Here is a 22,475-nt window from a genome sequence, read left to right on the forward strand (position 1 = left end):
CGCAGGGACTCTTTCGGGACTCTTCAGGAGGTGGGCGGTGAGCGAGCCGCGGTCCGCGCCGACGGTCGGCCAGGTCGTACTCGGCCGGCGCCTGCTGGACCTGCGGGAACGTGCGGGACTCAAGCGCGAGGAAGCCGCCCGCATCCTGCGCGTCGCCCCCGCGACGGTCCGCCGCATGGAGATGGCCGAGGTCGCCCTCAAGATCCCGTACCTCCAGCTCCTGCTGAAGGCCTACGGCGTCGGCGACGAGGAGGCCGACGCCTTCGTCCGGCTGGCCGAGGACGCCAACAAGCCGGGGTGGTGGCAGCGCTTCCACGACATCCTCCCCGGCTGGTTCTCGCTGTACGTGAGCCTGGAGGGCGCGGCGTCCCTGATCCGCGCCTATGAGCCCCACTTCGTCCCCGGAGTGCTGCAAACCGAGGACTACGCGCGCGGCGTGCTGCGCTCGGGCGCCATCGGGCAGACCCGGCCCGACGACATCGAGCGCCATGTCGACCTGCGCATGCAACGCCAGGAACTGCTCACCCGTAAGGACGCACCCCGGCTGTGGGTCGTGATGGACGAAACCGCGCTGCGCCGCCCCGTCGGGGGGCCGGAGGTGATGCGTGCCCAGATCGACCGGCTGCTCGAGGCCGCGAAGCTGCCCAACGTGACGCTCCAGATCGCTCCGTTCTCGAGCGGTCCGCACCCCGGCACGTACGGGCCCTTCGTGCTGTTCCGATTCGCCATGCCGGAACTGCCGGACATGGTCTACAGCGAGTACCTGACCGGCGCCGTCTACCTCGACGCGCGTGCCGAGGTGGCGACCCACCTCGAGGTCATGGACCGCATGGCGGCGCAGGCCGCCACGGCACATCGCACGAAGGAGATCCTCCGGGATCTCCGCAAGGAGCTGTGAATGAACCGCATCAAACCCCAGCGTCCGCCACTGACCCGCGGCGCGCGGATCTACAACGGCATGCCCGCCCGTGAACTGGGCAGCGAGGGGTGGCACAAGCCGTGGAGCGGCGGCAACGGAGGCAACTGCCTGGAGGCGATGAAGCTCGCCGACGGGCGGATCGCGGTGCGCCAGTCCACCGACCCGGACGGGCCGGCGCTCATCTACACCACGGCCGAGATGACGGCGTTCATCGAGGGAGCGAAGGCGGGGGAGGCGGACTTCCTTCTGTCCTGAAACACCCGTTGCTTGCGCATCGTTGTTTTTAAGCTTGTTTGGCACTGAGTTGATCACCCATCGCGACGAGTACTCAACACCTGGGAGTGCGTCATGACCGGGCAGCACAGCACCGCCGGGATCGACACGAGCAAGCCGCACCCCGCGCGGATGTACGACTGGTATCTCGGCGGAAAGGACAACTACCCGGTCGACGAGGCGATGGGCCGGCAGATGCTCACCCTCGACCCGAGGGTGCCGGTGATGGCGCGGGTCAACCGCGCCTTCATGCACCGTGCCACCCGGTGGCTGGCGGGCCACGGCATCCGGCAGTTCCTGGACGTCGGCACCGGCATACCGACCGAGCCCAACCTGCACCAGGTCGCCCAGCAGATCACGCCGGACGCCCGCGTCGTCTACTGCGACAACGACCCCATCGTGCTGGCCCACGCGGCAGCCCTGCTGCGTGGCACGCCCGAGGGGGAGACCGAGTACCTCCAGGCCGACGTCCGGGACCCGGACGCCGTCCTGGAGGGGGCCCGGAAGATCCTCGACTTCGACCGGCCCGTCGCGCTGTCCCTGGTCGCGCTGCTGCACTTCGTCCCGGACGAGGACGGGGCGCACGACCTGGTCCGGCGGCTCCTGGACGCGCTGCCCTCCGGCAGCCACCTGGTGATGACCCACGCGACGGCCGACTTCACGCCCGAGGAGTCGCGGGCGGCCACCGAGAAGCTCCGCGCGGCCGGGGTCACCCTGGCCCTGCGCTCGCGCGAGGAGTTCACCCGGTTCTTCACCGGCCTCGACCTGGTGGAGCCCGGGATCGAGGTGCCGCACCTGTGGCACCCCGAACTGGGCGATCCGGTCGCCGGCCAGGACGACGGGGTCATCCCCGGGTACGGGGCGGTGGCCCGCAAGCCGTGAAAGCGCCCGGGCACCTGTCCCGCGCCCGGCGGGGAAGATTCAGCCGCCGGACGGATGCCGGACGGGTCGCGCCGTCGGACGGATGCCGGACGGGTTGCGCCGTCGGACGGATGCCGGACGGGTTGCGCCGTCGGACGGATGCCGGACGGGTTGCGCCGTCGGACGGATGCCGGGCGGGTCGCGTCATCGGACGGATGCCGGGCGGATCGGGCCGTCGGACGGATCGGGCCGCGTCGGTCGGGGCGGGCCGCGTCGGGCCGGTCAGGCCGTCATCGGCCGGTCGTACGGGCCGACCGGCGCCGGCAGTCTGGTGGTGCCGCCGGACAGGTGGCGGTCGACGGCCGCCGCCACCGCCCGCCCCTCCGCGATCGCCCAGACGACGAGTGACTGCCCGCGTGCCGCGTCCCCGGCGGCGAACACCCCCGGGACGCTGGTCGCGAACTCCCGGTTCCGGGCGATGGTGCCACCGGGCTCCATCTCCAGCCCGAGACCGTCGACGAGTCCGTCCTGCCGGTCGGGGCCCGAGAAGCCGAGGGCGAGGAGGACCAGGTCCGCCGGGAGCGAGCGCTCGGTGCCGGGCAGCGGCCGGCGGCCGGCGTCCACCCCGACCAGGTGCAGCGCACGCACGTGCCCCCGCCCGTCGCCGGTGAAGCGGAGCGTGGACGCCGCGAACAGCCGGGCGTCCGCGTCGGCCGCCGGAGCGGACCGCAGCTCGCGTGCCTCCTCGTGCGCCGCCGACAACCGGTACAGACGCGGATACGTCGGCCACGGCTCGGCCTCCTCGTCGCGCTCCGCACCCGGCTGCGCGTAGATGTCCAGTTGCGTCACGGACGCCGCCCGCTCCCGCACCGCCGTACCGAGACAGTCCGCTCCGGTGTCGCCGCCGCCGACGATGACGACATGCCGCCCGGCCGCGGACAGCGGGGAGCGCTCAAGATCGCCCTCGCACACCCGGTTGGCCAGCGGCAGGTACTCCATCGCCTGGTGAATCCCCGCCAGCTCCCGGCCGGGCACGGTCAGCTCGCGCCACGCGGTCGCCCCGGTGGCGATCACCACCGCGTCGTAGCGGGCCCGCAGCCCGGCGGCGTCCACGTCCTGTCCGACCGCGGTCGACGTGCGAAACCTCGTACCCTCCGCCCGCATCTGTCCGATGCGCCGCTCCAGGTGCCGCTTCTCCATTTTGAACTCGGGGATCCCGTACCGCAGCAGCCCGCCGACCCGGTCGTCCCGCTCATACACGGCGACCGTGTGCCCCGCCCGGGTCAGCTGCTGCGCCGCCGCGAGGCCCGTGGGCCCCGAGCCGATCACCGCCACCGTCCTCCCGGACAGCCGCTCCGGCGGGCGCGGCGGGACGAAGCCCTCCTCCCAGGCCACGTCGGCGATCGCGCACTCGACGTTCTTGATGGTGACGGCGGGCTGGTTGATGGCGAGCACACAGCCCGCTTCGCACGGTGCCGGGCACAACCGGCCGGTGAACTCCGGGAAGTTGTTCGTGGCGTGCAGCCGCTCGCTCGCCGCCCGCCAGTCCGACCGGGAAACCAGGTCGTTCCACTCCGGGATCAGGTTGCCCAGGGGGCAGGCCTCGTGGCAGAAGGGCACCCCGCAGTCCATGCACCGGTCGGCCTGCCGGTCGACGATCGGCAGCAGGGCTCCCGGGACGTAGACCTCGTCCCAGTCCCGGACGCGCTCCCCGGCCGCCCTGCGGGGCCATTCCTCGCGGGGGGTCGTCAGGAAACCCTTGGGATCGGCCATGGCCGTCTTCCTTGCGTGCGCGGTGGCTGGCCGGGTGCGCCGCGTGGCGGCACTCTCGCGCTCCACGATACGACCGGCCCGCCCCGCGCGCAGAACGCCGGACGGCTCCTCGGCCGGCTCAGACGAGGGCCAGCACGTACGCCACCGCCGCGGCGGCCGAGGCGACCGCGCGGACGTGGTTCCAGGCCGTCCACTCGCGCACGTACGCGGGCCAGCGGTCGGCGGCCTCCGTGGAGTCCGGCTCCAGCCGGAGCAGCGCGGCGTTGCGCGGCACGTTGGCCGCCGCGGTGACTCCGAAGGAGCCGACCAGGTACAGCCCGCTCCCCAGCAGCAGCTCCACCGCCGCCTCCTTCGGCCACAGCACCAACGTGACCACGGCCGTCACCGCGGCCAGCACCGCCGTCCCGAGGAACACGAGCATGAAGGGCGGTCTCACCGCGGCCCTGTTGATCGCGTTCATCGCGGCGACCCCCTGTGCGGGCGGCAGCGAGGCGAGCCCGCGCATGACGAAGGTGGAGAACGCACAGAAGACACCGGCCGTCAGACCGGTCCCGAGCACGCCCAGCACCACCAGCACGACGTACGGTCCGTCACTCATGTCCGTCAACTCCCACCCGTCTCGGCTTCCACCCGTCGATCACCCCAAGTCAACCTCTGCACCGACTCGGTGACCATGGCCGAGCACCGCGGATCCATGCGCGAGCGTCCAAGCGCGGGCCGACGGCTACGGGGTCGACCGACGGAGCGACCGACCGGGCGACCGACGGGGCGACGGAGAGGGCGACCGTCGTGTGGACCGAAGCGAGACCTGACGCATCATGGGCGGGTGCGACTGCAAGCGATCACCTGGGACCGGCTCGGCGACCGGCTCGCCGAGCGACTGCTCGACCTGGAGCCCGCCGACGGCGGCGCCTGGACGCGCGTCGCCCTCGACGGCGCCCCGGCCGCCCACCCCGGCGACCTCGCCGCACGAGTCGGTGAGGCCTTGCGCGTCCGCGGCCGCCCCTCCCTCGTCGTCGGAGCGGAGGGCTTCCTGCGACCCGCCTCGCTCCGCCTGGAGTACGGACACCAGGACGCGGAGTCCTACTACAACGGCTGGTACGACACCGGCGCCCTGTGGCGCGAGGTCTTCGACCCCCTCGGCCCCGGCGGCGACGGGCGGGTCCTGCCCGACCTGTGGGACCCGGTCACCGACCGCGCCACCCGCAGCCCCTACGTCCCACTCCCTCCCGGCGGTGTGCTGCTGCTCCACGGGCCCTTTCTGCTCCGTCACTGGTTCCCCCTCGATCTCAGCGTCCATCTGCTCCTCACCCCGGGCGCCCTGCGCCGCCGCACCCCCGAGACCGAGCAGTGGACCCTGCCCGCGTTCGAGCGCTACGACGAGGAGACCGACCCGTCGGGCACCGCCGACGTCCTGGTGCGTGCCGACGACCCTCGCCATCCCGCCTGGAACGGGTGACGTCTCACAGCCAGCCGTTGCGCCTGAAGCCCCGGTGCAGCGCCAGGCAGCCGACGGCTATCACGCCCAGGACCAGGCCGTAGCCGTACCGCCAGCCCAGCTCCGGCATGTGGTCGAAATTCATGCCGTACACGCCGCAGATCATCGTGGGCACCGCGATGATCGCGGCCCAGGCCGTGATCTTCCGCATGTCCTCGTTCTGTGCGACGGTCACACGGGCGAGGTGTGCCTGGAGGATGGAGTTGAGGAGTTCGTCGAACGCCGCGATCTGCTCGGTGGCCCGCAGCAGATGGTCGGCGACGTCGCGGAAGTAGGCCTGTATCTCCGGGTCGACCACGCGGAACGGCCGCGTGGCCAGCTCCTCCAGTGGCCGGCCGAGCGGCACCACGGCCCGTCGCAGCTCCAGGAGTTCGCGCTTGAGCTGGTAGATGCGCCCGGGGTCGACCCGCGCGCCGTTCTCCGCGAACACCTCCGTCTCGACGTGGTCGATGTCCTCCTGGACCGATTCGATGACGCTCAGGAAGTCGTCCACCACATGGTCGGCGATCGCGTGCAGCACCGCCGACGGTCCCTTGGCGAGCTGCGCCGGATCGGACTCCAGCCCTTCCCGCAGCGGTCCCAGCGAGCCGTGCCGCCCGTGCCGCACGGTGATCACGAAGTCCTGCCCGGCGAACACCATGATCTCGCCGGTGCTCACCACCTCGCTCGTGGCCGTGAGTTCCTCGTGCTCCACGTAGCAGACGGTCTTGAACACGGCGAAGAGCGTCTCCCCGTACCGCTCCACCTTGGGGCGCTGGTGCGCCTCGATCGCGTCCTCGACCGCCAGCGGATGCAGCTCGAAGAGCTCCGCGACGCCCGCGAACTCCTGGTCCGTCGGCTCGTGCAGGCCGAGCCACACGAAACCCGCGCCGCGCCTGCGCATCCGTGCCACGGCCTCGACCGGATCGCCACCCTCGGGCGTGCGGACACCGTCCCGGTAGGTCACGCAGTTCACCACCGAGGAACCCAGCGGGGAGCGGGCGTGGTGGCTCAGGTCCACCCGCGGACGCCGACGGGTCAGCCGTGCCACCTTCCGGAGGCTGCCGACCCTGCCCAGCCCCGTGACCTTCCGCAGATTCCCCGCCATGGTCATCCGAATCTCCTCGCGTGGGTCCCCTCGCGCCGTGCTTCCCGCGCCTTGGCACGTCAGTTTGCCAGGTCGGCAGGCCGGGCGAACGGGCCTGTGGAAACGGGAGGTTCCGCTTTGTTCCCACCTGTGGACGGACCGTCCCGGGGCCCGCACACGCCCCCGTTCCGACCCCGCCGACCGCCCCCAGAGGGCCTCAAGAAGGCCCCGAGGAGGCCCTCCTCCCGGAGCGTCGCCCCCTTCGCACAAGCCGGACAACTGGGATGATCGCAGCATGACGCGAACCGACGGATACCTCCTCGACAACGGCCGGTCCGAGGCGGCGGAGCGCTTCGACGCCTTCGCCACACTCTTCGACCCCACGACGTTCCGGCACCTCGAGACACTCGGCGTCGGCCCCGGCTGGCGCTGCTGGGAGGTCGGGGTCGGAGGCACTTCCGTGGTGTCGTGGCTGGCCAAGCGGGTCGGACCGACCGGCAAGGTCCTCGCGACGGACATCGACACCTCACGGATCGTCCCGGCCGGCCGGCCGCCGGTCGAGGTGCGCGTGCACGACGTGGGCGCGGAGGAGCCGCCGGGGGAGGGCTTCGACCTGGTGCACGCACGGCTCGTCCTCGTCCATGTCCCCGACCGGGACCGGGCGTTGCGGTCGATGACCAGGGCCCTGCGCCCCGGTGGCCGTCTCCTCGTCGAGGACGCCGACCCGGCGCTCCAGCCGCTGCTCTGCCCGGATGAGCACGGCCCCGAGCAGCAGCTGGCGAACCGGCTCCGGCACGGCTTCCGCCAACTGCTGTCCCACCGCGGTGTCGACCTCTCCTACGGCCGGCGGCTGCCCCGGCTGCTCCGGGAGGCGGGGCTGTGCCGAGTCGAGGCCGACGCCTACTTCCCGGTCACCTCGCCCGCGTGCGCCGCCCTGGAGTCCGCGACGGTGCGGCAGATCCGCGACCAGCTGGTCGCCGCGGGGGTCGCCACCCACGACGACATCGACCGCCACCTCGCGAACGTCGCGTCCGGCGGCATGGACCTCGCGACCGCGCCGATGATCTCGGCGTGGGGACGCAAGGGGTGAGCTCCGGCTCCGCTACCCGTCGGCCGGTCCCCAGCAGGCCGCTCGTGGCGGTCTCCCGCCCACCCGCTCGACCGCCCGCGCACCCGCCCGGCATCCGGCGGCCGCCGCCTCCCTCGGCTCCGCGCCGGCGAGCAGCGCGGCGAGGAACGCGCCGGTGAAGGCGTCACCCGCCCCCGTACTGTCCCGTGGTGACGCCCTGACCGCCGCGACGCGTGTGCTCACCGCGCCGGACCGCGCCACCAGAGCCCCTTGCACCCCCTGCTTGACGATCACCAGTGGAACGTGACGGCTGAGCTTCGCGGCCGCGTCCGCCGCATCCGGCAGGCCGGTGAGCAGACACGCCTCGTCCCGACTGGGCAGCAGCACGTCCACTCCCTCGACGAGACCGAGGAAACGATCGACGCCCAGCGCGGTGAGGAACCCGGTCGACGCCGGGTCCAGACTGACCGGCACCCCGCGCGCACGGGCCGCCGACAGGGCGACCGACACCAGGGCGCGGCTCGGCTCCGAGAACAGCAGATAGCCCGAGAGGTGCAGTCGGCCCACGCCGTCCAGCAGCGCGTCCGACCAGTCGTCCGGTCCGATCCGCAGCGACGCCCCGCTGTCCGTGAGGAACGTCCGCTCGGCCGAGTCGGCGGTGTCGACCAGGCAGATCACCGTCCCCGTCGGCGCCGCCGCGTCGACGACGAGGAGCGGCCGCACCCCGCACGCCGCCAGCTCCCGTTCGTGCCACGCGGCCGCGTCGGTGCCCACCCGGCCCAGCAGCCGCACCTCGCCGCACCCTTCGTGCGCCGCCCAGCAGGCCACGTTGGCGCCCGCCCCGCCGGGCAGCCGCCGGACCGAGGCGGCGGTGTCGGTGCCGACGGCCAGCGGTCCCCGGTGCCGGGCGACGACGTCCGTGACCACGTCCCCGACGACCAGCAGCGCTCCGCCCGACGCCCCACCCGACGCCCCGGTCACGCCCCGGCCCAGGCCGCGGCGATCCGGGCCGCCAGCCGTACGTTCCCCCGCACGGCCGCCAGGTTGGCGCTCAGGGAGGCGCCGTCGGTGAGCCGAACCAGGCGTTCGAGGAGGAACGGCGTGACCGCCTGGCCCGTGACCCCCTCCGTCTCACAGGCCCGCAGCGCTTCGGCGAGCACACGCGCGTGCAGCACGGGATCGAGCTGCTCCTCCTCGGGCACCGGGTTGGCGACCACGAGCGCGGACCGCGGCCCGTCCAGCGTGTCCTGCGCCCGCATGACCGCGGCCACCTGCTCCGGGCGGTCCAGCCTCCAGTCCACCGGATGTCCCGAGTCGGACAGATAGAAGCCGGGGAAGCGGTGCGTCCCGTACCCGGCCACCGCGACCCCCAGCGTCTCCAGCCGTTGCAGGGTCGCCGGCACGTCCAGGATGGACTTCACGCCCGCGCAGACCACCGTGATCCGGGTGCGCGCCAGCAGGCCCAGGTCGGCCGACTCGTCCTGCGTCACCGTCCACTCCCGGTGGACGCCGCCCAGCCCTCCGGTCGCGAACACCCGGACGCCCGCGAGGGCCGCCAGCAGGGCGGTCGCCGACACGGTGGTCGCCCCGCTCGCGCCGGAGGCCACCGCGAGCGGCAGGTCCCGGTGCCCCAGCTTGCGGATGCCGTCCTCGTTGGCGACCCGCTCCAGCTGCTCCTTGTCCAGGCCGACGTGCGGCCGCCCGTCGAGCACGGCGATCGTCGCCGGTATGGCGCCCTCCCGCCGCACGGCCTCCTCCAGCTCCCGCGCCACCAGCAGGTTGCGCGGGCGCGGCAAGCCGTGCGCGATGATCGTGGACTCCAGCGCCACCACGGGGCGACGGGCATCCATCGCCTCCCGTACCTCTTCCGACACCACCAGCATCACGCGCCTGCCTCCTGTCGACGGTCTCCCTCGGCTCCGGTCTCCCTCATCCCTGGCGGGCGGGGGACCGGGCCAAACCCCGCCGCCGCCGGAACGGGCCCCTTGCGGCTCTCGGGACCGGCCACGAACCTGGGAGCCATGACGGACAACACGACACGTCTCGACCACGTCGTCCTCTGGGTGCGCGATCCGGTGGCCGCGGCCGCCTTCTACGAGAAGAACCTGGGCCTCGAACCGCTGCGCGTCACCGAGTACGCCGCGGGGACCGTGAGCTTCCCCTCCGTGCGCCTCAACGACGAGACCATCCTCGACCTCGCACCGCACGCCATGGCGGACCGCATGCGCGTGGTCCCCGGCGCCGACGCCAGCGCCGGGCATCCCGTCAACCACATCTGCGTCTCCCTGCCCGCGCACGACTTCGACGCCCTGCGCGCCCGCCTGGAGGAGCAGTCCGTCCCGGTCTCCGACCTCTCCCACGACTCCTACGGCGCCCGCGGCATGGCCAGGCGGAGCTTCTACTTCGGCGACCCGGACGGCAACATCGTCGAAGCCCGGCACTACGACTGACCGCCGTGCGCCCGTCCCCGCGGGTGCCGCCGGTCAGAACAACGGCTCGGGCAGCACGCCCTCCAGCGCGAGCAGCCGCCGCTTGGTGCCCACGCCGCCGCCGAACCCGCCGATGCCGCCGTCGCTCTCCACGACCCGGTGGCACGGCACGACGACCGGCAGCGGATTGGCCCCCATGGCCATGCCCACCGCCTGGGCGGCGCCCGGCTGTCCCACCCGGCGGGCCAGGTCGCCGTAGCCGACGACCTGGCCGTAGGGGACGCCGGACGCCAGCTCGCGCAGCACCTGCCGGTTGAAGCCCGAGATCAGCGACCAGTCCAAGGACACGTCGAAGTCGCGCCTCCGGCCCGCGAAGTACGCCTCCACCTGGCGTATCGCCTCGGCCAGCAACGGGGAGCCGGGCGCCTCGACGGGCTCCGTGCCCAGCCGGGCCGCGAGCCTCTCGAGCGCCCGGTCGCGGGTGGCCTCGGTGGCGTGGAACACCACGTTGACCAGACCCTCGCGGGTGGCGGCCAGCAGCAGCGGACCGATGTCGGTCCCGACGACGGTCCACACCACCCGCTGTTCGTACTGCCCAGGGCTGTCCATGCGCCCCACGGTACGGCCCGCCACTGACAACGCCGGGTCAGTCCACGGCGTCGCGCACCACGTCGGGCTTGTTGGTGATGATGCCGTCGACGTCGTACCCGGCGACCCGGCGGGCGGTGTCCGCGTCGTTCACCGTCCAGGTGAGGACCTCGAGCGGCCTGCCGTGCGGCCCGGTGAACGCGTGGACCGCGGACACGTAGCTCATGGAGAGCGAGCCGTACGACGGGTTGATCTGGTCGGCGAACTCCGCGTACGCCGGCAGCTCCGAGACGGCCGGGGTGCCGAGGAAACCGGTCTTGACGGCGGGCTTGAGGTCGTGGACCGTCCGGATGCTGTCGGCGTCGAAGCTCTGCACGACCAGCCGCCCCGCCACGTGCCGCCGGTCGAGCCAGCCCTCGTTGGCGAGGACCTTCAGGGTCTGCCGTTCGATGCCCGGGTACAGTCCGGGGCTCTTCAGCTCCAGCAGCAGCTTCTGGTGGTTGCGCTCCACACGGTGCACGTACTGCTCCAGCGTCGGCACGCGCGCGCCCGCGTACTGGGACCCGAACCAGCTCCCCGCGTCCAGCCGCGCGATCTCGGCGGCTGTGAAGTCCTTCACCTTCCAGGGCGACCGGTCGGGGAAGACCTGCTCCACGTCGGTCGTACGGGCCAGGCTCTCGTCGTGGAGGACGACGAGCTCGCCGTCCCGGGTGCGCTGGACGTCGTTCTCCACCCAGCGGATGCCCAGCTCGGCCGCCCGGTCCACGGCGGCCAGCGTGTTCTCCGGCGCGTACCCGGAAGCGCCCCGGTGGGCGACGACCGTGGGCCCGTCGTCGCCCGCCGCGTCGGCCCGGGCGTGCGAGAGGGGAGCCGTGAGGGCGACTCCAAGAAGGGCGGTGGTCGTGACGGCTACTGCGCGCACGTGCATGCGTACTCCTCGCGTCGAACGATCACGGACAGCACCACTGTGACACCAGAGAGTCAACGGGAGAGGGGTACGGAGTGGCCACAGGCTGAATGGAGTTGCTCAACTACGCTCACCGGGGCGGCACAACTGGGGCGAGACCGTGATTCTTTGCCGGAGAATCGTTCGACCATTCCGGTGGAAGTCATACTCTCTGCCTCGACCCTGATCGTTCGCGCGGTCCTGGGAGGGGGCGCACATCAGGAGAACCCGGGACATCCACCGGGGCGTAAGAAGGCGGAAGGGCAGCCGCACATGCAAAGCACGGTCCACGGATTCGGCTACGGACTCGTCACGCCGCTGGCGGCCTACCTCATGGCGTGCCTCGGCGGTGCCCTCGGCCTGCGCTGCACCGCCAGGGCCATGCTGGTCACCCGTTCCTGGCGTCCCGGATGGCTCGTCCTCGGCTCGGCGGCGATCGGCTCCGGCATCTGGACCATGCACTTCGTCGCGATGATGGGCTTCACGATCGAACACACGCCGATCCGCTACGACTGGCCGATGACCTTCGCCAGCCTGGCCGTCGCCGTCGTCATGGTGGGGGTCGGGATCTTCATCGTCGGCTACCGGGGCGCGCGCGGGACGGCGCTGTTCACCGGTGGCACCGTCACCGGCCTGGGCATCGCCTCGATGCACTACCTGGGAATGGCCGGGATGCACCTGGACGGGCAGCTCACGTACAACACGTTCACCGTCGCCGCGTCCGTCGTCATAGCCATGGCCGCCGCCACCGCCGCCCTGTGGGCGGCCGGCCAGGTCCGGGGCTTCCTGTGGAGCGTGGGCGCGGCGCTGATCATGGGGCTGGCCGTCACCGGCATGCACTACACGGGGATGGCCGCCGTCGAGGTCCACGTCAGCGCCACGGCCGAGCCGTCCGCCGACGGATCGCCCGCCGAACTGCTCGCCCCCATGCTGATCGGTCCCCTCGCCTTCCTCCTCCTCGCCGGCGTCGTCGTCATGCTCGACCCGCTGATGGTGATGGGGAAGCCCGCCGCGGTCCCCGTCGAGCGGAAGCCGGGCGTGCCCGCCCACACGGACGGCGCGCGCACGGTCCGCCGCTCGCCCCATCACCCCGCGCGCCGGCCCGGCCGTCACCTCGTGCACCGGCGCCCCCGCACCCCGCAGAACCGCTGACCGGGACCCGTTGTCAGTGCGGGGTCGTACGGTGGAACCCATGCGGCCCGTTTCCCAGATCGAACGCACGGTGGCGCCCTTCGAGGTCGTCAGCCCCTACCAGCCCAACGGCGACCAGCCGGCGGCCATCGCCGAGCTGGCCCGGCGCGTCCAGGCAGGCGAGAAGGACGTCGTCCTGCTCGGCGCGACCGGCACCGGCAAGTCCGCCACCACCGCGTGGATGATCGAGAAGCTCCAGCGCCCCACCCTGGTGATGGCGCCGAACAAGACCCTGGCCGCCCAGCTGGCGAACGAGTTCCGCGAGCTGCTGCCCAACAACGCCGTCGAGTACTTCGTCTCGTACTACGACTACTACCAGCCCGAGGCCTACGTCCCCCAGTCGGACACCTACATCGAGAAGGACTCCTCGGTCAACGAGGAGGTGGAGCGGCTGCGCCACTCCGCCACCAACTCGCTGCTCACCCGCCGCGACGTCGTCGTGGTGGCCTCCGTGTCCTGCATCTACGGCCTCGGCACCCCGCAGGAGTACGTCGACCGCATGGTCCCGCTGCGGGTCGGCGAGGAGCACGACCGGGACGAGCTGCTGCGCCGCTTCGTGGACATCCAGTACACGCGCAACGACATGGCCTTCACCCGCGGCACCTTCCGGGTGCGCGGCGACACCATCGAGATCTTCCCGGTCTACGAGGAGCTGGCCGTCCGCATCGAGATGTTCGGCGACGAGATCGAGGCCCTGTCCACGCTCCACCCGGTCACCGGCGAGATCATCAGCGACGACCAGCAGCTGTACATCTTTCCGGCGACCCACTACGTCGCCGGCCCCGAACGCCTGGAGCGGGCGGTCAACGACATCGAGAAGGAGCTGGCCGAGCGCCTGACCGAGCTGGAGAAGCAGGGCAAGCTCCTGGAGGCCCAGCGGCTGCGTATGCGCACCACGTACGACATCGAGATGCTCCGGCAGATCGGCTCCTGCTCCGGCGTGGAGAACTACTCGATGCACTTCGACGGGCGCTTGCCCGGCTCCCCTCCGAACACGCTGCTGGACTACTTCCCGGACGACTTCCTGCTCGTCATCGACGAGTCGCACGTCACCGTCCCGCAGATCGGCGCCATGTACGAGGGCGACGCGTCCCGCAAGCGGACCCTGGTCGACCACGGCTTCCGGCTGCCCTCCGCGCTCGACAACCGCCCGCTGAAGTGGGAGGAGTTCCAGGAGCGCATCGGTCAGACCGTGTACCTGTCGGCGACCCCGGGCGCCTACGAGCTCTCCCGCTCGGACGGCGCCGTCGAGCAGATCATCCGCCCCACCGGTCTGGTCGACCCGGAGGTCGTGGTCAAGCCCACCGAGGGCCAGATCGACGACCTGGTGCACGAGATCCGCAAGCGCACCGAGAAGGACGAGCGCGTCCTGGTCACCACCCTCACCAAGAAGATGGCCGAGGACCTCACCGACTACTTCCTGGAACTCGGCATCCAGGTCCGTTACCTCCACAGCGACGTCGACACGCTGCGCCGCGTCGAGCTGCTGCGCGAGCTGCGCGCCGGCGAGTACGACGTCCTGGTCGGCATCAACCTGCTCCGCGAGGGCCTCGACCTGCCCGAGGTGTCCCTGGTGGCGATCCTCGACGCCGACAAGGAGGGCTTCCTGCGCTCCGGCACCTCCCTGATCCAGACCATCGGCCGTGCGGCGCGCAACGTCTCCGGCCAGGTCCACATGTACGCGGACAAGATCACGCCGGCGATGGAGAGGGCCATCGACGAGACCAACCGCCGGCGCGAGAAGCAGGTCGCGTTCAACAAGGCGAACGGCATCGACCCGCAGCCGCTCCGCAAGAAGATCAACGACATCGTCGCGCAGATCGCCCGCGAGGACGTCGACACCGAACAGCTCCTCGGCTCGGGCTACCGCCAGACGAAGGAGGGCAAGGGCGCCAAGGCTCCCGTGCCCGCACTGGGCGGCCAGGCGGCGGGCGGAGCCAAGGCGGCCAAGGGCAGGGCCAAGGAGACGGCGGTGACCGACCGTCCCGCGGCGGAGCTGGCCGAGCAGATCGAGGACCTCACCACCCGGATGCGGGCGGCCGCGGCCGACCTCCAGTTCGAGATCGCGGCCCGGCTGCGCGACGAGGTCTCCGAGATGAAGAAGGAACTGCGCCAGATGAAGGAGGCGGGCCTGGCCTGACGGCCCGTCCGGGGCACGCGCTGTGTTGCAAGACCGACACAAAGCGCCGACCGGGGTGGGGCACTGTCAGTGCCCCTGCGTAGGGTTCTGTCAACCGCGGGGACCGCGGCAACAGGGGACAGTTCGAGAGGGGATCAGCGCGTGACCGTCAACATGACCAAGGGTCAGGCCATCAGTCTGCAGAAGAGCGACGGCGGCAGCCTGACGTCCGTGCGCATGGGTCTCGGCTGGCAGGCGGCTCCCCGGCGCGGCCTGTTCGGTTCGCGCACCCGGGAGATCGACCTGGACGCCTCCGCGGTCCTCTTCGCGGACAAGCAGCCGGTCGACGTCGTCTTCTTCCGCCACCTGGTGAGCGACGACGGCTCGGTGCGCCACACCGGCGACAACCTCGTCGGCGGTGTCGGCCAGGGCGGCGACGACGAGGCGATCCTCGTCGACCTTCAGCGCGTTCCGGTGCACATCGACCAGATCGTCTTCACGGTGAACTCCTTCACCGGCCAGACCTTCCAGGAGGTGCAGAACGCCTTCTGCCGCCTCGTCGACGAGACCAACGGCCAGGAACTCGCCCGCTACACGCTGGCCGGCGGCGGAGCCTTCACGGCCCAGATCATGGCCAAGGTGCACCGCGCGGGCCAGGGCTGGTCGATGACCGCCATCGGCACCCCGGCCAACGGCCGCACCTTCCAGGACCTGATGCCGGCGATCCTGCCGGTCCTGTAGCGGCCGGGCCGCGGCAGTCCGGCCGCAGCCGTCCGACACGAACCGGCCGGTCCCGTTCGCGGGACCGGCCAGACCCGCACGTCGTCTCGCGGGTCGCACACGAACGACACAGGGGGAAAGGCGATGACGGCCGAGCTGACGCGGGGACAGAACCACCCGCTTCCCCGGGCTCGTCTCGAGATCCGGGTCTCGGCCGGTACGCCGGTCGTGGCCGCGGCCACGCTCGGCGACGAGAACGGCACCATCCACGGCGACGAACGGGTGGCCCACCCCGGCGCGCCCACCCTGCCGGGCCTGGAGGTTCCCCGGCAGGCCGCCGCCGACCACCGCCTCGCGGTGGACCTGGACGCCGTGTCCGACGAGGTGCACCGGGTCAGTGTGCTGCTCGCCCTGCCCGTCGGCGGGCGGGGCCCGGCCCGGTTCGGGGGCGTCGCCGCCCCCTTCGTCGCCGTCACGGACCTCGACGGCGACGAGGTCGCCAGCTACACGATCACCGGCCTGGAGGCCGAGTCCGCCGTCGTCGCCCTGGAGCTCTACCGGCGCCAGGGCGCCTGGAAGGTCCGCGCCGTCGGTCAGGGGTACGCGGGCGGCCTCGCCGAGCTCCTGGCCGACCAGAAGCTGCCCCAGGCCCACCAGCTCGCGACGAGCATCCACGAGGCCGTGGCGAGCGGGCTGGCCCGTTCGATACCGGCCCCGCCGGCCGCCGCCCCGGCGCACCGCCCGGACCACGGCGCCGCGCCCCGGACCGGCCCCGGCGCTGCCGTCCCGCCGGCCTCTCCGTACGACCCGCAGGGTGGATCCGCTCCCGGCCCGCAGGCGCCCGGGGCGCCGGGACGGCACGGGGCACCGCAGCCGTACCCGGGCGGGCCGGGGGAGCCCGCCGCCACCGGCCAGCCGTCGGCCCCCGCCGGAGGCGGCCCGATCGACTACAGCCACCCCCGCCGGCAGACCACGGCACCGCCCTCGCCCCCGCCGGCCGCGCCCCCGGCCGAACCGGGACAGCCCGCCCGGCCCGTCGCCGGCGACGCCACCGGCTGGTCCATGGAGGAGCGGCTCTACAACCAGGTGTGGGGCATGTTCGAGGACCTGGCCCGCACCACGGCCGCCTACCGCAGCGCCGTCGACTTCGCCGACTCCCGCATGGAGAAGGAACTCGACCAGGCCCTGTCCGATCCCCGCAGCCGGATCGGCGGGCAGGGTGACGCCGCCCGCGAAGCGGCCCGCGCGCGGCACGGGCAGCTGGTGTCCCAGGCCCGGGAGGTCCTGGACCGGGACGTCGCCCAGCTCGTCGCCGAGGCGGAGGTCGTCGAGCCCGCACTGCCCACGGCCTTCGCCCGCTGGGACAACCCCGTCTGGCACGCCTACCGCGTCCCCATGGAGATCCCGATGGCCCTGCGGCTGGGCGATCTCCATCTGCCGGAGGCCGACCGCATCCGCGTTCCGATGCTGATCCGGCTGCCCCTGGAGCGTGGCCTGTGGATCGACAGCGGGCGCTCCGCCTCGCTCGACGGTTCGTTCGCCGACTCCCACGAGATGCGGCGCCTGGGCCTGGAGACGGCCGTGGCGCACGCGGCCCGGCTGCTCGCCATCTACCCGGCCGGCGAGTTCACCGTGCACGTCATCGACCCGGCCGGATCCGGGGCGCAGGCACTGGCGCCACTGGTGCAGAGCGGCGTGCTCGCCGCGCCGCCCGCCCAGGGGGCCGCGGGGGCGGCCGACGTACTGGCCCGTCTCACCCAGCGCGTCGACCTGGTCCAGATGGCCTTGCGCGGAGGCGCTCCGGACGCACTCCCGCCCGGCCTCGACACCTCGCAGCAACTGCTGATCGTCAACGACTTCCCGCACGGTTTCGACGACCGGGCCGTCAACCAGCTGCGCTATCTCGCCGACGAGGGTCCGGCCGTCGGGGTCCACCTGATGATGGTCGCCGACCGCGAGGAGTCCACCGGGTTCGGACCGCTGCTCGATCCGCTGTGGCGCTCGCTGCTCCGGCTGACGCCGGTGGCCGACGACCACCTCGCCGACCCGTGGGTCGGGCACGCCTGGACGTATGAGCCCCCGCTCGTGCCGCCCGGCAGCCAGGTGCTCCGGCAGGTGCTCTCCCAGGTCGCCGCCGCCCGCCGGTCATGGGGTCGGTGACCGTCTCCGAGCTGGGCTTTTGAGCTTTATTTGCAAATCTCTTTACCTTCCCTTGGGGATTGGGGTACTGTCGTCCGTACGGAGGGGAGTACTCCCTGTCTGTGCGGCGTACCCGTCAATACGGATCAGGCCAGATCCCGGGGCGTCGGCCCGTGGTTCCGAACGCATCGCGCGTCCCGGACCCCGCGGGTGGAAGAGACCTCCGGCAGCGACGACGCTGACATCTGCCGTGTGACGTACTGCCGGAGGCGTAGTGGAAGTTTCGGTGACCCTGTGGGTCCTGACCATCGTGGGCCTTGCCGCCCTCATCGCGGTCGATTTCTTCATCGGCCGCAAACCGCACGACGTATCGATGAAGGAAGCCGGTATCTGGACCGGCGTCTGGATCGCCCTGGCGGGCCTCTTCGGACTCGGCCTGCTGCTCTTCGGCGGCGGTGAACCCGCCGGCGAGTTCTTCGCGGGCTTCATCACCGAGAAGTCGCTGAGCGTGGACAACCTCTTCGTCTTCGTCCTGATCATGGCGAAGTTCGCGGTGCCCTCGCAGTACCAGCAGCGGGTTCTGCTCATCGGTGTCCTCATAGCCCTGGTCCTCAGGGCCGTCTTCATCGCCGCGGGTGCCGCGATCCTCGCCAGTTTCGCCTGGGTCTTCTACATCTTCGGTGCCTTCCTCATCTACACCGCCTGGAAGCTCATCCAGGAGGCCCGTGCAGACGAGGACGACGAGGAGTTCGAGGAGAACAAGCTCCTCAAGGCCGCCGAGCGACGCTTCGGTGTCGCCGACCGGTACCACGGCACCAAGCTGTGGATCGAGGAGAACGGCAAGCGGATCATGACCCCGATGCTGGTCGTGATGCTCGCCATCGGCACCACCGACGTGCTCTTCGCCCTCGACTCCATCCCGGCGATCTTCGGTCTGACGCAGGACCCGTACATCGTGTTCACGGCCAACGCGTTCGCCCTGATGGGCCTGCGCCAGCTGTACTTCCTCATCGGCGGCCTGCTGAAGAAGCTGGTCCACCTCTCGTACGGCCTGTCCGTGATCCTGGGCTTCATCGGCGTCAAGCTGGTGCTGCACGCCCTGCACGAGTCCGGCGTCCACGTCCCCGAGATCAGCATTCCGGTCTCGCTCGGCGTGATCTGCTCCGTCCTGATCGTCACCACGATCACCAGCCTCCGCGCCTCGAAGAAGCAGGCAGAGGCGGAAGCGGCGGCCGCCGGCAGCGGCGAGGCGTCGAAGGACAGCGTCGAGGCCTGATCCACCCGGGCCCAGGAGCGGCGACCGGCTGGAGCCGGTCGCCGCTCCCCGTGTGCTCGGTGGGCGTGATGGGGCCACGTGCTCGGTGGACGAGGCCAGGCGATCCGGAATGCGACGCCCCCTGCCCTCTGCGACGATCACCGCATGGTCACCGGTCCCAGGGCGCTCCTCGCACAGTGGACGACCGTCACGCCCGTGATCGCGGTCGTACTGCTGGCCCTCACCTGGGGCCGCTCACTGCCCGGCGCGGTCGTCGCGCTGCTCACCATCGTCCTGGCGGCGTCCGTGCTGGCCGCGGTGCACCATGCCGAGGTGGTCGCCCACCGGGTCGGCGAGCCCTTCGGCTCCCTGGTCCTGGCCATCGCGGTCACGGTCATCGAGGTCGCGCTCATCGTGACCCTGATGGCGGACGGCGGGGACAAGAGCGCGACCCTGGCCCGGGACACGGTTTTCGCGGCCGTCATGATCACCTGCAACGGCGTCGTCGGCCTCAGCCTCCTGGTCGCCTCCCTGCGCCACGGGATCGCGGTGTTCAACCCGGAGGGCACCGGTGCCGCCCTCGCGACGGTGGCGACCCTGGCCACCCTCAGCCTGGTGCTGCCCACCTTCACCACCAGCGCGCCCGGCCCGGAGTTCTCCACCGTGCAGCTGACCTTCGCGGCGCTGTCCTCGCTCGTCCTCTACGGCCTGTTCATCGCGACCCTGACCGTGCGGCACCGCGACTACTTCCTGCCCATCACCCGGCAGGGCGAAGTGATCACGAGCGAGGAACACGCCCACGCGCCGTCCTCGCGCACGGCCATGATCAGCCTGGGGATGCTGGGCCTGGCCCTGGTCGGAGTCGTCGGCCTCGCGAAGGGCGTGTCGCCGACCATCGAGGACGGGGTGGCGGCCGCCGGACTCCACCACGCCGTCGTCGGCGTCATCATCGCGTTGCTGGTCCTGCTCCCGGAGACCATCGCCGCGGTGCGTTCCGCGCGCCGCGACCGGGTGCAGACCAGCCTGAACCTGGCGCTCGGCTCGGCCATGGCCAGCATCGGCCTGACCATCCCCGCGGTCGCCCTGGCCTCCGTGTGGCTCAGCGGACCGCTGGAGCTCGGCCTCAGCGCCATCCACATGGTGCTGCTCGCCCTGACCGTGGTGGTGGCGTCCCTGACGGTCGTGCCGGGCCGGGCCACGCCGCTGCAAGGGGGCGTCCACCTGGTGCTGTTCGCGGCGTACCTGGAACTGGCCGTCAACCCGTAGGCCGGGGCCGGGCCGTCGGCGCACCGTGATAGACCGGGGACCGAGCAGCGGTCGCGCACGGACCGCCGCACCCCTTACGGACCGGAGGAACCGTGCCCCGCAGCCTGGCCAACGCCCCGATCATGATCCTCAACGGCCCCAACCTGAACCTGCTCGGCCAGCGCCAGCCGGAGATCTACGGCTCCGACACCCTCGCCGACGTCGAGGCGCTGTGCGTGAAGGCGGCGGCCGCGCACGGGGGAACGGTGGACTTCCGGCAGTCCAACCACGAGGGCGAACTGGTCGACTGGATCCACGAGGCCCGGCTGAACCACTGCGGGATCGTGATCAACCCCGCCGCCTACTCGCACACGTCCGTCGCCATCCTGGACGCGCTCAACACGTGCGACGGGCTGCCGGTGGTGGAGGTCCACATCTCCAACATCCACCAGCGTGAGCCGTTCCGGCACCACTCCTACGTCTCGCAGCGCGCCGACGGAGTCGTCGCGGGGTGCGGTGTGCAGGGGTACGTCTTCGGCGTGGAGCGGATCGCGGCCCTGGCCGGGGCGGGTTCGGCCAGGACCTGATACGCCGGGGCCGCCGGCCGAGGGCGGGGATCGGGAGGCCGGCGGCCCGTGCCGCGCAGGAGCCGTCGTTCCTGTGCGGGGCTGCCACCAGTCGACCGCGCCGTGCCGTCGCGCGGGGAGCGCGCGCGAACCGCGGGTGTGTGCGAACGCTTCACACGGGGCGCGTACGCAGACGCGAGGGCACGGACCCGTGCCCGACGCGCCCGCCCGTCACCAGCCGCGGGCCCGCCATTCCGGCAGGTGCGGCCGCTCCGCGCCGAGCGTCGTGTCGTTGCCGTGGCCGGGGTAGACCCACGTCTCGTCCGGGAGCGTGCCGAAGACCTTGGTCTCCACGTCGTGGAGGAGGCTCACGAAGGCGTCCGGGTCCTTGAAGGTGTTCCCCACCCCGCCCGGGAACAGGCAGTCCCCGGTGAACACGTGCGGATGCCCGTGCGGGTCGTCGTAGACCAGGACGACGGAGCCCGGTGTGTGTCCGACGATGTGGCGTGCGGTGAGCTCCACCTGCCCCACCCGGATCGTGTCGCCGTCGTCGACCAGGACGTCGGTCGGCACCGGGATGCCCTCGGCGTCGTGCCGGCCGGCGTGGGTGCGGGCGCCGGTGGCCGCGACGACCTCGGCGAGCGCCTGCCAGTGGTCGCCGTGCCGGTGCGTGGTGACGACGGACGCGATGCCGTCGTCACCGATCGTGCCGAGCAGGGTGTGCGCGTCGTTGGCGGCGTCGATCAGCAGTTGCTCGTCGGTGGCCCGGCAGCGCAGCAGATAGGCGTTGTTGTCCATCGGGCCGACCGCGACCTTGGTGATCATCAGGTCCTTGAGCTCGTGCACGTCGGCGGGGCCGCCGACCGTCACCTCTCCGCTGTACGTCATGTCGGCCAGCCTAGCGCCGTCGGACGCACCGCAGGCCGCCCCCGCCCGCACCGCGGGGGCGCCTACAGGGGCGGCAGCACCGGCAGCGCGCCGCCCTCCACCGTGAGCGCGGAGCCCGCACGGCGGCCGGCGAGCCAGCCGAGCAGATCGGCCGGGGGTCCCGTGACGGTCACCTCGGCGGCGTCCGCCTCCCGTCCCGTGCGCCACGCGCGCGTGCCGTCCGTGAGGAGGGTCGGCGGCACCTCGGGGTGACCCGCGAACCGGGCGGCGAGGAAGTCGGTCTCCCGCTCGGTGAACTCCGCCGGAAGGTCCTCCAGCTCGTAGCCGATGCACAGGTCCACGTGGTGCAGCTCCACCTCGGCCCACCGCCGGAACGGCACCCGGGAGGCCGAGTCCGTGATCCCGTTGCGCAGCTCCACGGTCCGCGACCAGTCGGCGGGGACGGCCGAGACCTCCTGGAACCGGGCCGCGCTCTCGCGCACGTCCGTGAGCTGGGCGTCGAGGGGGCGCGGGGCGTCCCGCTCGATGTCGGCGTCCCGGGCCTCGCCGGACACGTACATGGGGCGTCCCTCGAGGACGTTCACGAGGGCGTCGGCGTTGCGGGCGAGGTGGGCGAGGACGTGACCGCGACTCCAGCCGGGAAGCCGTGACGACTCCGTCACGGACGCGTTGTCCAGTTTCCCGACCGCGGTGAGCAGCCGATCGGTCGCGGCACGTACAGACGCCAGGTCATGAGCGTGATCCATCATGCTGCTGACCTTAGACCGGGCCACACCTTCGGGTGAAGGTGGTCGACGACCCCCGCAATTCGAATGCACGTGCTATAAGGTCGACTGCGGCGTCGGGCATGCTGGGGAGTCGGGGTTTGTTGACAACCGGTGAATCCGACCGGCGTTGTCAGTGGCTCCCCCTAGTCTGAGAAAGACGGGG

The 22,475-nt window shown here is 71.9% G+C and carries 22 protein-coding genes; 13 read left to right on the forward strand and 9 right to left on the reverse strand.

What is annotated here, in order from left to right:
- Positions 1 to 37: 37 nt before the first annotated feature.
- The 3 genes from B9W62_RS29170 (at position 38) to B9W62_RS29180 (ending at position 2,074) form a co-directional block, all read left to right on the forward strand.
- Positions 38 to 898, forward strand: a complete 861-nt coding sequence (locus tag B9W62_RS29170) for a helix-turn-helix domain-containing protein (RefSeq protein WP_087809939.1) — start codon at positions 38 to 40, stop codon at positions 896 to 898.
- On the forward strand, positions 899 to 1,174 hold the full coding sequence (locus B9W62_RS29175; protein WP_087809940.1) for a DUF397 domain-containing protein: 276 nt from the start codon (positions 899 to 901) through the stop codon (positions 1,172 to 1,174).
- 93 nt (positions 1,175 to 1,267) lie between these two features.
- Positions 1,268 to 2,074, forward strand: coding sequence for an SAM-dependent methyltransferase (locus B9W62_RS29180; RefSeq protein WP_087809941.1), 807 nt, complete (start codon positions 1,268 to 1,270; stop codon positions 2,072 to 2,074).
- 261 nt (positions 2,075 to 2,335) lie between these two features.
- Here the strand turns inward: B9W62_RS29180 and B9W62_RS29185 are convergent, their stop codons facing one another.
- Positions 2,336 to 3,826, reverse strand: a complete 1,491-nt coding sequence (locus B9W62_RS29185; protein ID WP_087809942.1) for a glutamate synthase subunit beta — start codon at positions 3,824 to 3,826, stop codon at positions 2,336 to 2,338.
- A gap of 118 nt (positions 3,827 to 3,944) precedes the next feature.
- The gene (locus tag B9W62_RS29190) at positions 3,945 to 4,424 is read right to left on the reverse strand and encodes an anthrone oxygenase family protein (protein WP_087809943.1); all 480 of its coding nucleotides are present in this window, start codon (positions 4,422 to 4,424) and stop codon (positions 3,945 to 3,947) included.
- Between the two features lie 228 nt (positions 4,425 to 4,652).
- On the opposite strand from B9W62_RS29190, the gene B9W62_RS29195 reads away from it, so the two are divergent.
- On the forward strand, positions 4,653 to 5,285 hold the full coding sequence (locus tag B9W62_RS29195; protein ID WP_087809944.1) for a nucleoside/nucleotide kinase family protein: 633 nt from the start codon (positions 4,653 to 4,655) through the stop codon (positions 5,283 to 5,285).
- A 4-nt stretch (positions 5,286 to 5,289) separates the two neighbouring features.
- Here the strand turns inward: B9W62_RS29195 and B9W62_RS29200 are convergent, their stop codons facing one another.
- Positions 5,290 to 6,417 carry a magnesium and cobalt transport protein CorA gene (locus B9W62_RS29200; RefSeq protein ID WP_087809945.1) on the reverse strand — a complete coding sequence of 376 codons (1,128 nt, stop codon included), beginning with the start codon at positions 6,415 to 6,417 and terminating at the stop codon, positions 5,290 to 5,292.
- 268 nt (positions 6,418 to 6,685) lie between these two features.
- On the opposite strand from B9W62_RS29200, the gene B9W62_RS29205 reads away from it, so the two are divergent.
- Complete coding sequence (locus B9W62_RS29205) at positions 6,686 to 7,480, forward strand: methyltransferase domain-containing protein (protein ID WP_087809946.1); 795 nt, start codon at positions 6,686 to 6,688, stop codon at positions 7,478 to 7,480.
- Between the two features lie 12 nt (positions 7,481 to 7,492).
- Here B9W62_RS29205 and B9W62_RS29210 read toward each other — a convergent pair whose 3' ends face one another.
- Together B9W62_RS29210 and B9W62_RS29215 are read right to left on the reverse strand one after the other, a co-directional pair.
- Positions 7,493 to 8,440 (reverse strand): carbohydrate kinase family protein, encoded by a 948-nt coding sequence (locus B9W62_RS29210; RefSeq protein ID WP_087809947.1) that lies wholly within the window; start codon positions 8,438 to 8,440, stop codon positions 7,493 to 7,495.
- Positions 8,437 to 9,342: a pseudouridine-5'-phosphate glycosidase gene (locus B9W62_RS29215; RefSeq protein WP_087809948.1), complete on the reverse strand. Its 906-nt coding sequence runs from the start codon at positions 9,340 to 9,342 to the stop codon at positions 8,437 to 8,439. The genes B9W62_RS29210 and B9W62_RS29215 overlap by 4 nt, the downstream gene beginning before the upstream one ends.
- Positions 9,343 to 9,480: 138 nt before the next feature.
- On the opposite strand from B9W62_RS29215, the gene B9W62_RS29220 reads away from it, so the two are divergent.
- Positions 9,481 to 9,909, forward strand: coding sequence for a VOC family protein (locus B9W62_RS29220; protein ID WP_087809949.1), 429 nt, complete (start codon positions 9,481 to 9,483; stop codon positions 9,907 to 9,909).
- A 33-nt stretch (positions 9,910 to 9,942) separates the two neighbouring features.
- Here the strand turns inward: B9W62_RS29220 and B9W62_RS29225 are convergent, their stop codons facing one another.
- Positions 9,943 to 10,497, reverse strand: coding sequence for a methylated-DNA--[protein]-cysteine S-methyltransferase (locus tag B9W62_RS29225; RefSeq protein ID WP_087809950.1), 555 nt, complete (start codon positions 10,495 to 10,497; stop codon positions 9,943 to 9,945).
- A gap of 37 nt (positions 10,498 to 10,534) precedes the next feature.
- The gene (locus B9W62_RS29230) at positions 10,535 to 11,404 is read right to left on the reverse strand and encodes a glycerophosphodiester phosphodiesterase (protein ID WP_087809951.1); all 870 of its coding nucleotides are present in this window, start codon (positions 11,402 to 11,404) and stop codon (positions 10,535 to 10,537) included.
- Between the two features lie 291 nt (positions 11,405 to 11,695).
- Between B9W62_RS29230 and B9W62_RS29235 the strand changes: the two genes are divergently transcribed.
- The 7 genes from B9W62_RS29235 (at position 11,696) to aroQ (ending at position 20,678) form a co-directional block, all read left to right on the forward strand.
- Positions 11,696 to 12,574 (forward strand): MHYT domain-containing protein, encoded by an 879-nt coding sequence (locus B9W62_RS29235; protein WP_087809952.1) that lies wholly within the window; start codon positions 11,696 to 11,698, stop codon positions 12,572 to 12,574.
- A gap of 40 nt (positions 12,575 to 12,614) precedes the next feature.
- Positions 12,615 to 14,753, forward strand: a complete 2,139-nt coding sequence (gene uvrB, locus B9W62_RS29240) for an excinuclease ABC subunit UvrB (protein ID WP_087809953.1) — start codon at positions 12,615 to 12,617, stop codon at positions 14,751 to 14,753.
- Positions 14,754 to 14,894: 141 nt separating this feature from the next.
- Positions 14,895 to 15,473, forward strand: a complete 579-nt coding sequence (locus tag B9W62_RS29245) for a TerD family protein (protein ID WP_003976854.1) — start codon at positions 14,895 to 14,897, stop codon at positions 15,471 to 15,473.
- A gap of 123 nt (positions 15,474 to 15,596) precedes the next feature.
- On the forward strand, positions 15,597 to 17,612 hold the full coding sequence (locus B9W62_RS29250; RefSeq protein WP_087809954.1) for a TerD family protein: 2,016 nt from the start codon (positions 15,597 to 15,599) through the stop codon (positions 17,610 to 17,612).
- A gap of 253 nt (positions 17,613 to 17,865) precedes the next feature.
- The gene (locus tag B9W62_RS29255) at positions 17,866 to 18,867 is read left to right on the forward strand and encodes a TerC family protein (RefSeq protein WP_087809955.1); all 1,002 of its coding nucleotides are present in this window, start codon (positions 17,866 to 17,868) and stop codon (positions 18,865 to 18,867) included.
- Positions 18,868 to 19,011: 144 nt separating this feature from the next.
- Positions 19,012 to 20,112 (forward strand): calcium:cation antiporter, encoded by a 1,101-nt coding sequence (locus B9W62_RS29260; protein ID WP_087809956.1) that lies wholly within the window; start codon positions 19,012 to 19,014, stop codon positions 20,110 to 20,112.
- A gap of 92 nt (positions 20,113 to 20,204) precedes the next feature.
- On the forward strand, positions 20,205 to 20,678 hold the full coding sequence (gene aroQ, locus B9W62_RS29265) for a type II 3-dehydroquinate dehydratase (protein WP_087809957.1): 474 nt from the start codon (positions 20,205 to 20,207) through the stop codon (positions 20,676 to 20,678).
- Between the two features lie 210 nt (positions 20,679 to 20,888).
- Here the strand turns inward: aroQ and B9W62_RS29270 are convergent, their stop codons facing one another.
- The gene (locus tag B9W62_RS29270; RefSeq protein ID WP_087809958.1) at positions 20,889 to 21,545 is read right to left on the reverse strand and encodes an MBL fold metallo-hydrolase; all 657 of its coding nucleotides are present in this window, start codon (positions 21,543 to 21,545) and stop codon (positions 20,889 to 20,891) included.
- 62 nt (positions 21,546 to 21,607) lie between these two features.
- Positions 21,608 to 22,294 carry a maleylpyruvate isomerase family mycothiol-dependent enzyme gene (locus B9W62_RS29275; RefSeq protein WP_087809959.1) on the reverse strand — a complete coding sequence of 229 codons (687 nt, stop codon included), beginning with the start codon at positions 22,292 to 22,294 and terminating at the stop codon, positions 21,608 to 21,610.
- Positions 22,295 to 22,475 lie beyond the last annotated feature (181 nt).

Source organism: Streptomyces sp. CS113 (assembly GCF_002188365.1).
GTDB classification, from domain to species: domain Bacteria; phylum Actinomycetota; class Actinomycetes; order Streptomycetales; family Streptomycetaceae; genus Streptomyces; species Streptomyces tendae.

Coding starts and splice junctions, on each gene's coding strand:
- B9W62_RS29175 (WP_087809940.1), top strand. CDS start 899: ATGAACCGCATCAAACCCCAGCGTCCGCCACTGACCCGCGGCGCGCGG.
- B9W62_RS29180 (WP_087809941.1), top strand. CDS start 1,268: ATGACCGGGCAGCACAGCACCGCCGGGATCGACACGAGCAAGCCGCAC.
- B9W62_RS29185 (WP_087809942.1), bottom strand. CDS start 3,826: ATGGCCGATCCCAAGGGTTTCCTGACGACCCCCCGCGAGGAATGGCCC.
- B9W62_RS29190 (WP_087809943.1), bottom strand. CDS start 4,424: ATGAGTGACGGACCGTACGTCGTGCTGGTGGTGCTGGGCGTGCTCGGG.
- B9W62_RS29200 (WP_087809945.1), bottom strand. CDS start 6,417: ATGACCATGGCGGGGAATCTGCGGAAGGTCACGGGGCTGGGCAGGGTC.
- B9W62_RS29205 (WP_087809946.1), top strand. CDS start 6,686: ATGACGCGAACCGACGGATACCTCCTCGACAACGGCCGGTCCGAGGCG.
- B9W62_RS29215 (WP_087809948.1), bottom strand. CDS start 9,342: ATGCTGGTGGTGTCGGAAGAGGTACGGGAGGCGATGGATGCCCGTCGC.
- B9W62_RS29220 (WP_087809949.1), top strand. CDS start 9,481: ATGACGGACAACACGACACGTCTCGACCACGTCGTCCTCTGGGTGCGC.
- B9W62_RS29225 (WP_087809950.1), bottom strand. CDS start 10,497: ATGGACAGCCCTGGGCAGTACGAACAGCGGGTGGTGTGGACCGTCGTC.
- B9W62_RS29230 (WP_087809951.1), bottom strand. CDS start 11,404: ATGCACGTGCGCGCAGTAGCCGTCACGACCACCGCCCTTCTTGGAGTC.
- B9W62_RS29235 (WP_087809952.1), top strand. CDS start 11,696: ATGCAAAGCACGGTCCACGGATTCGGCTACGGACTCGTCACGCCGCTG.
- uvrB (WP_087809953.1), top strand. CDS start 12,615: ATGCGGCCCGTTTCCCAGATCGAACGCACGGTGGCGCCCTTCGAGGTC.
- B9W62_RS29250 (WP_087809954.1), top strand. CDS start 15,597: ATGACGGCCGAGCTGACGCGGGGACAGAACCACCCGCTTCCCCGGGCT.
- B9W62_RS29260 (WP_087809956.1), top strand. CDS start 19,012: ATGGTCACCGGTCCCAGGGCGCTCCTCGCACAGTGGACGACCGTCACG.
- B9W62_RS29270 (WP_087809958.1), bottom strand. CDS start 21,545: ATGACGTACAGCGGAGAGGTGACGGTCGGCGGCCCCGCCGACGTGCAC.
- B9W62_RS29275 (WP_087809959.1), bottom strand. CDS start 22,294: ATGATGGATCACGCTCATGACCTGGCGTCTGTACGTGCCGCGACCGAT.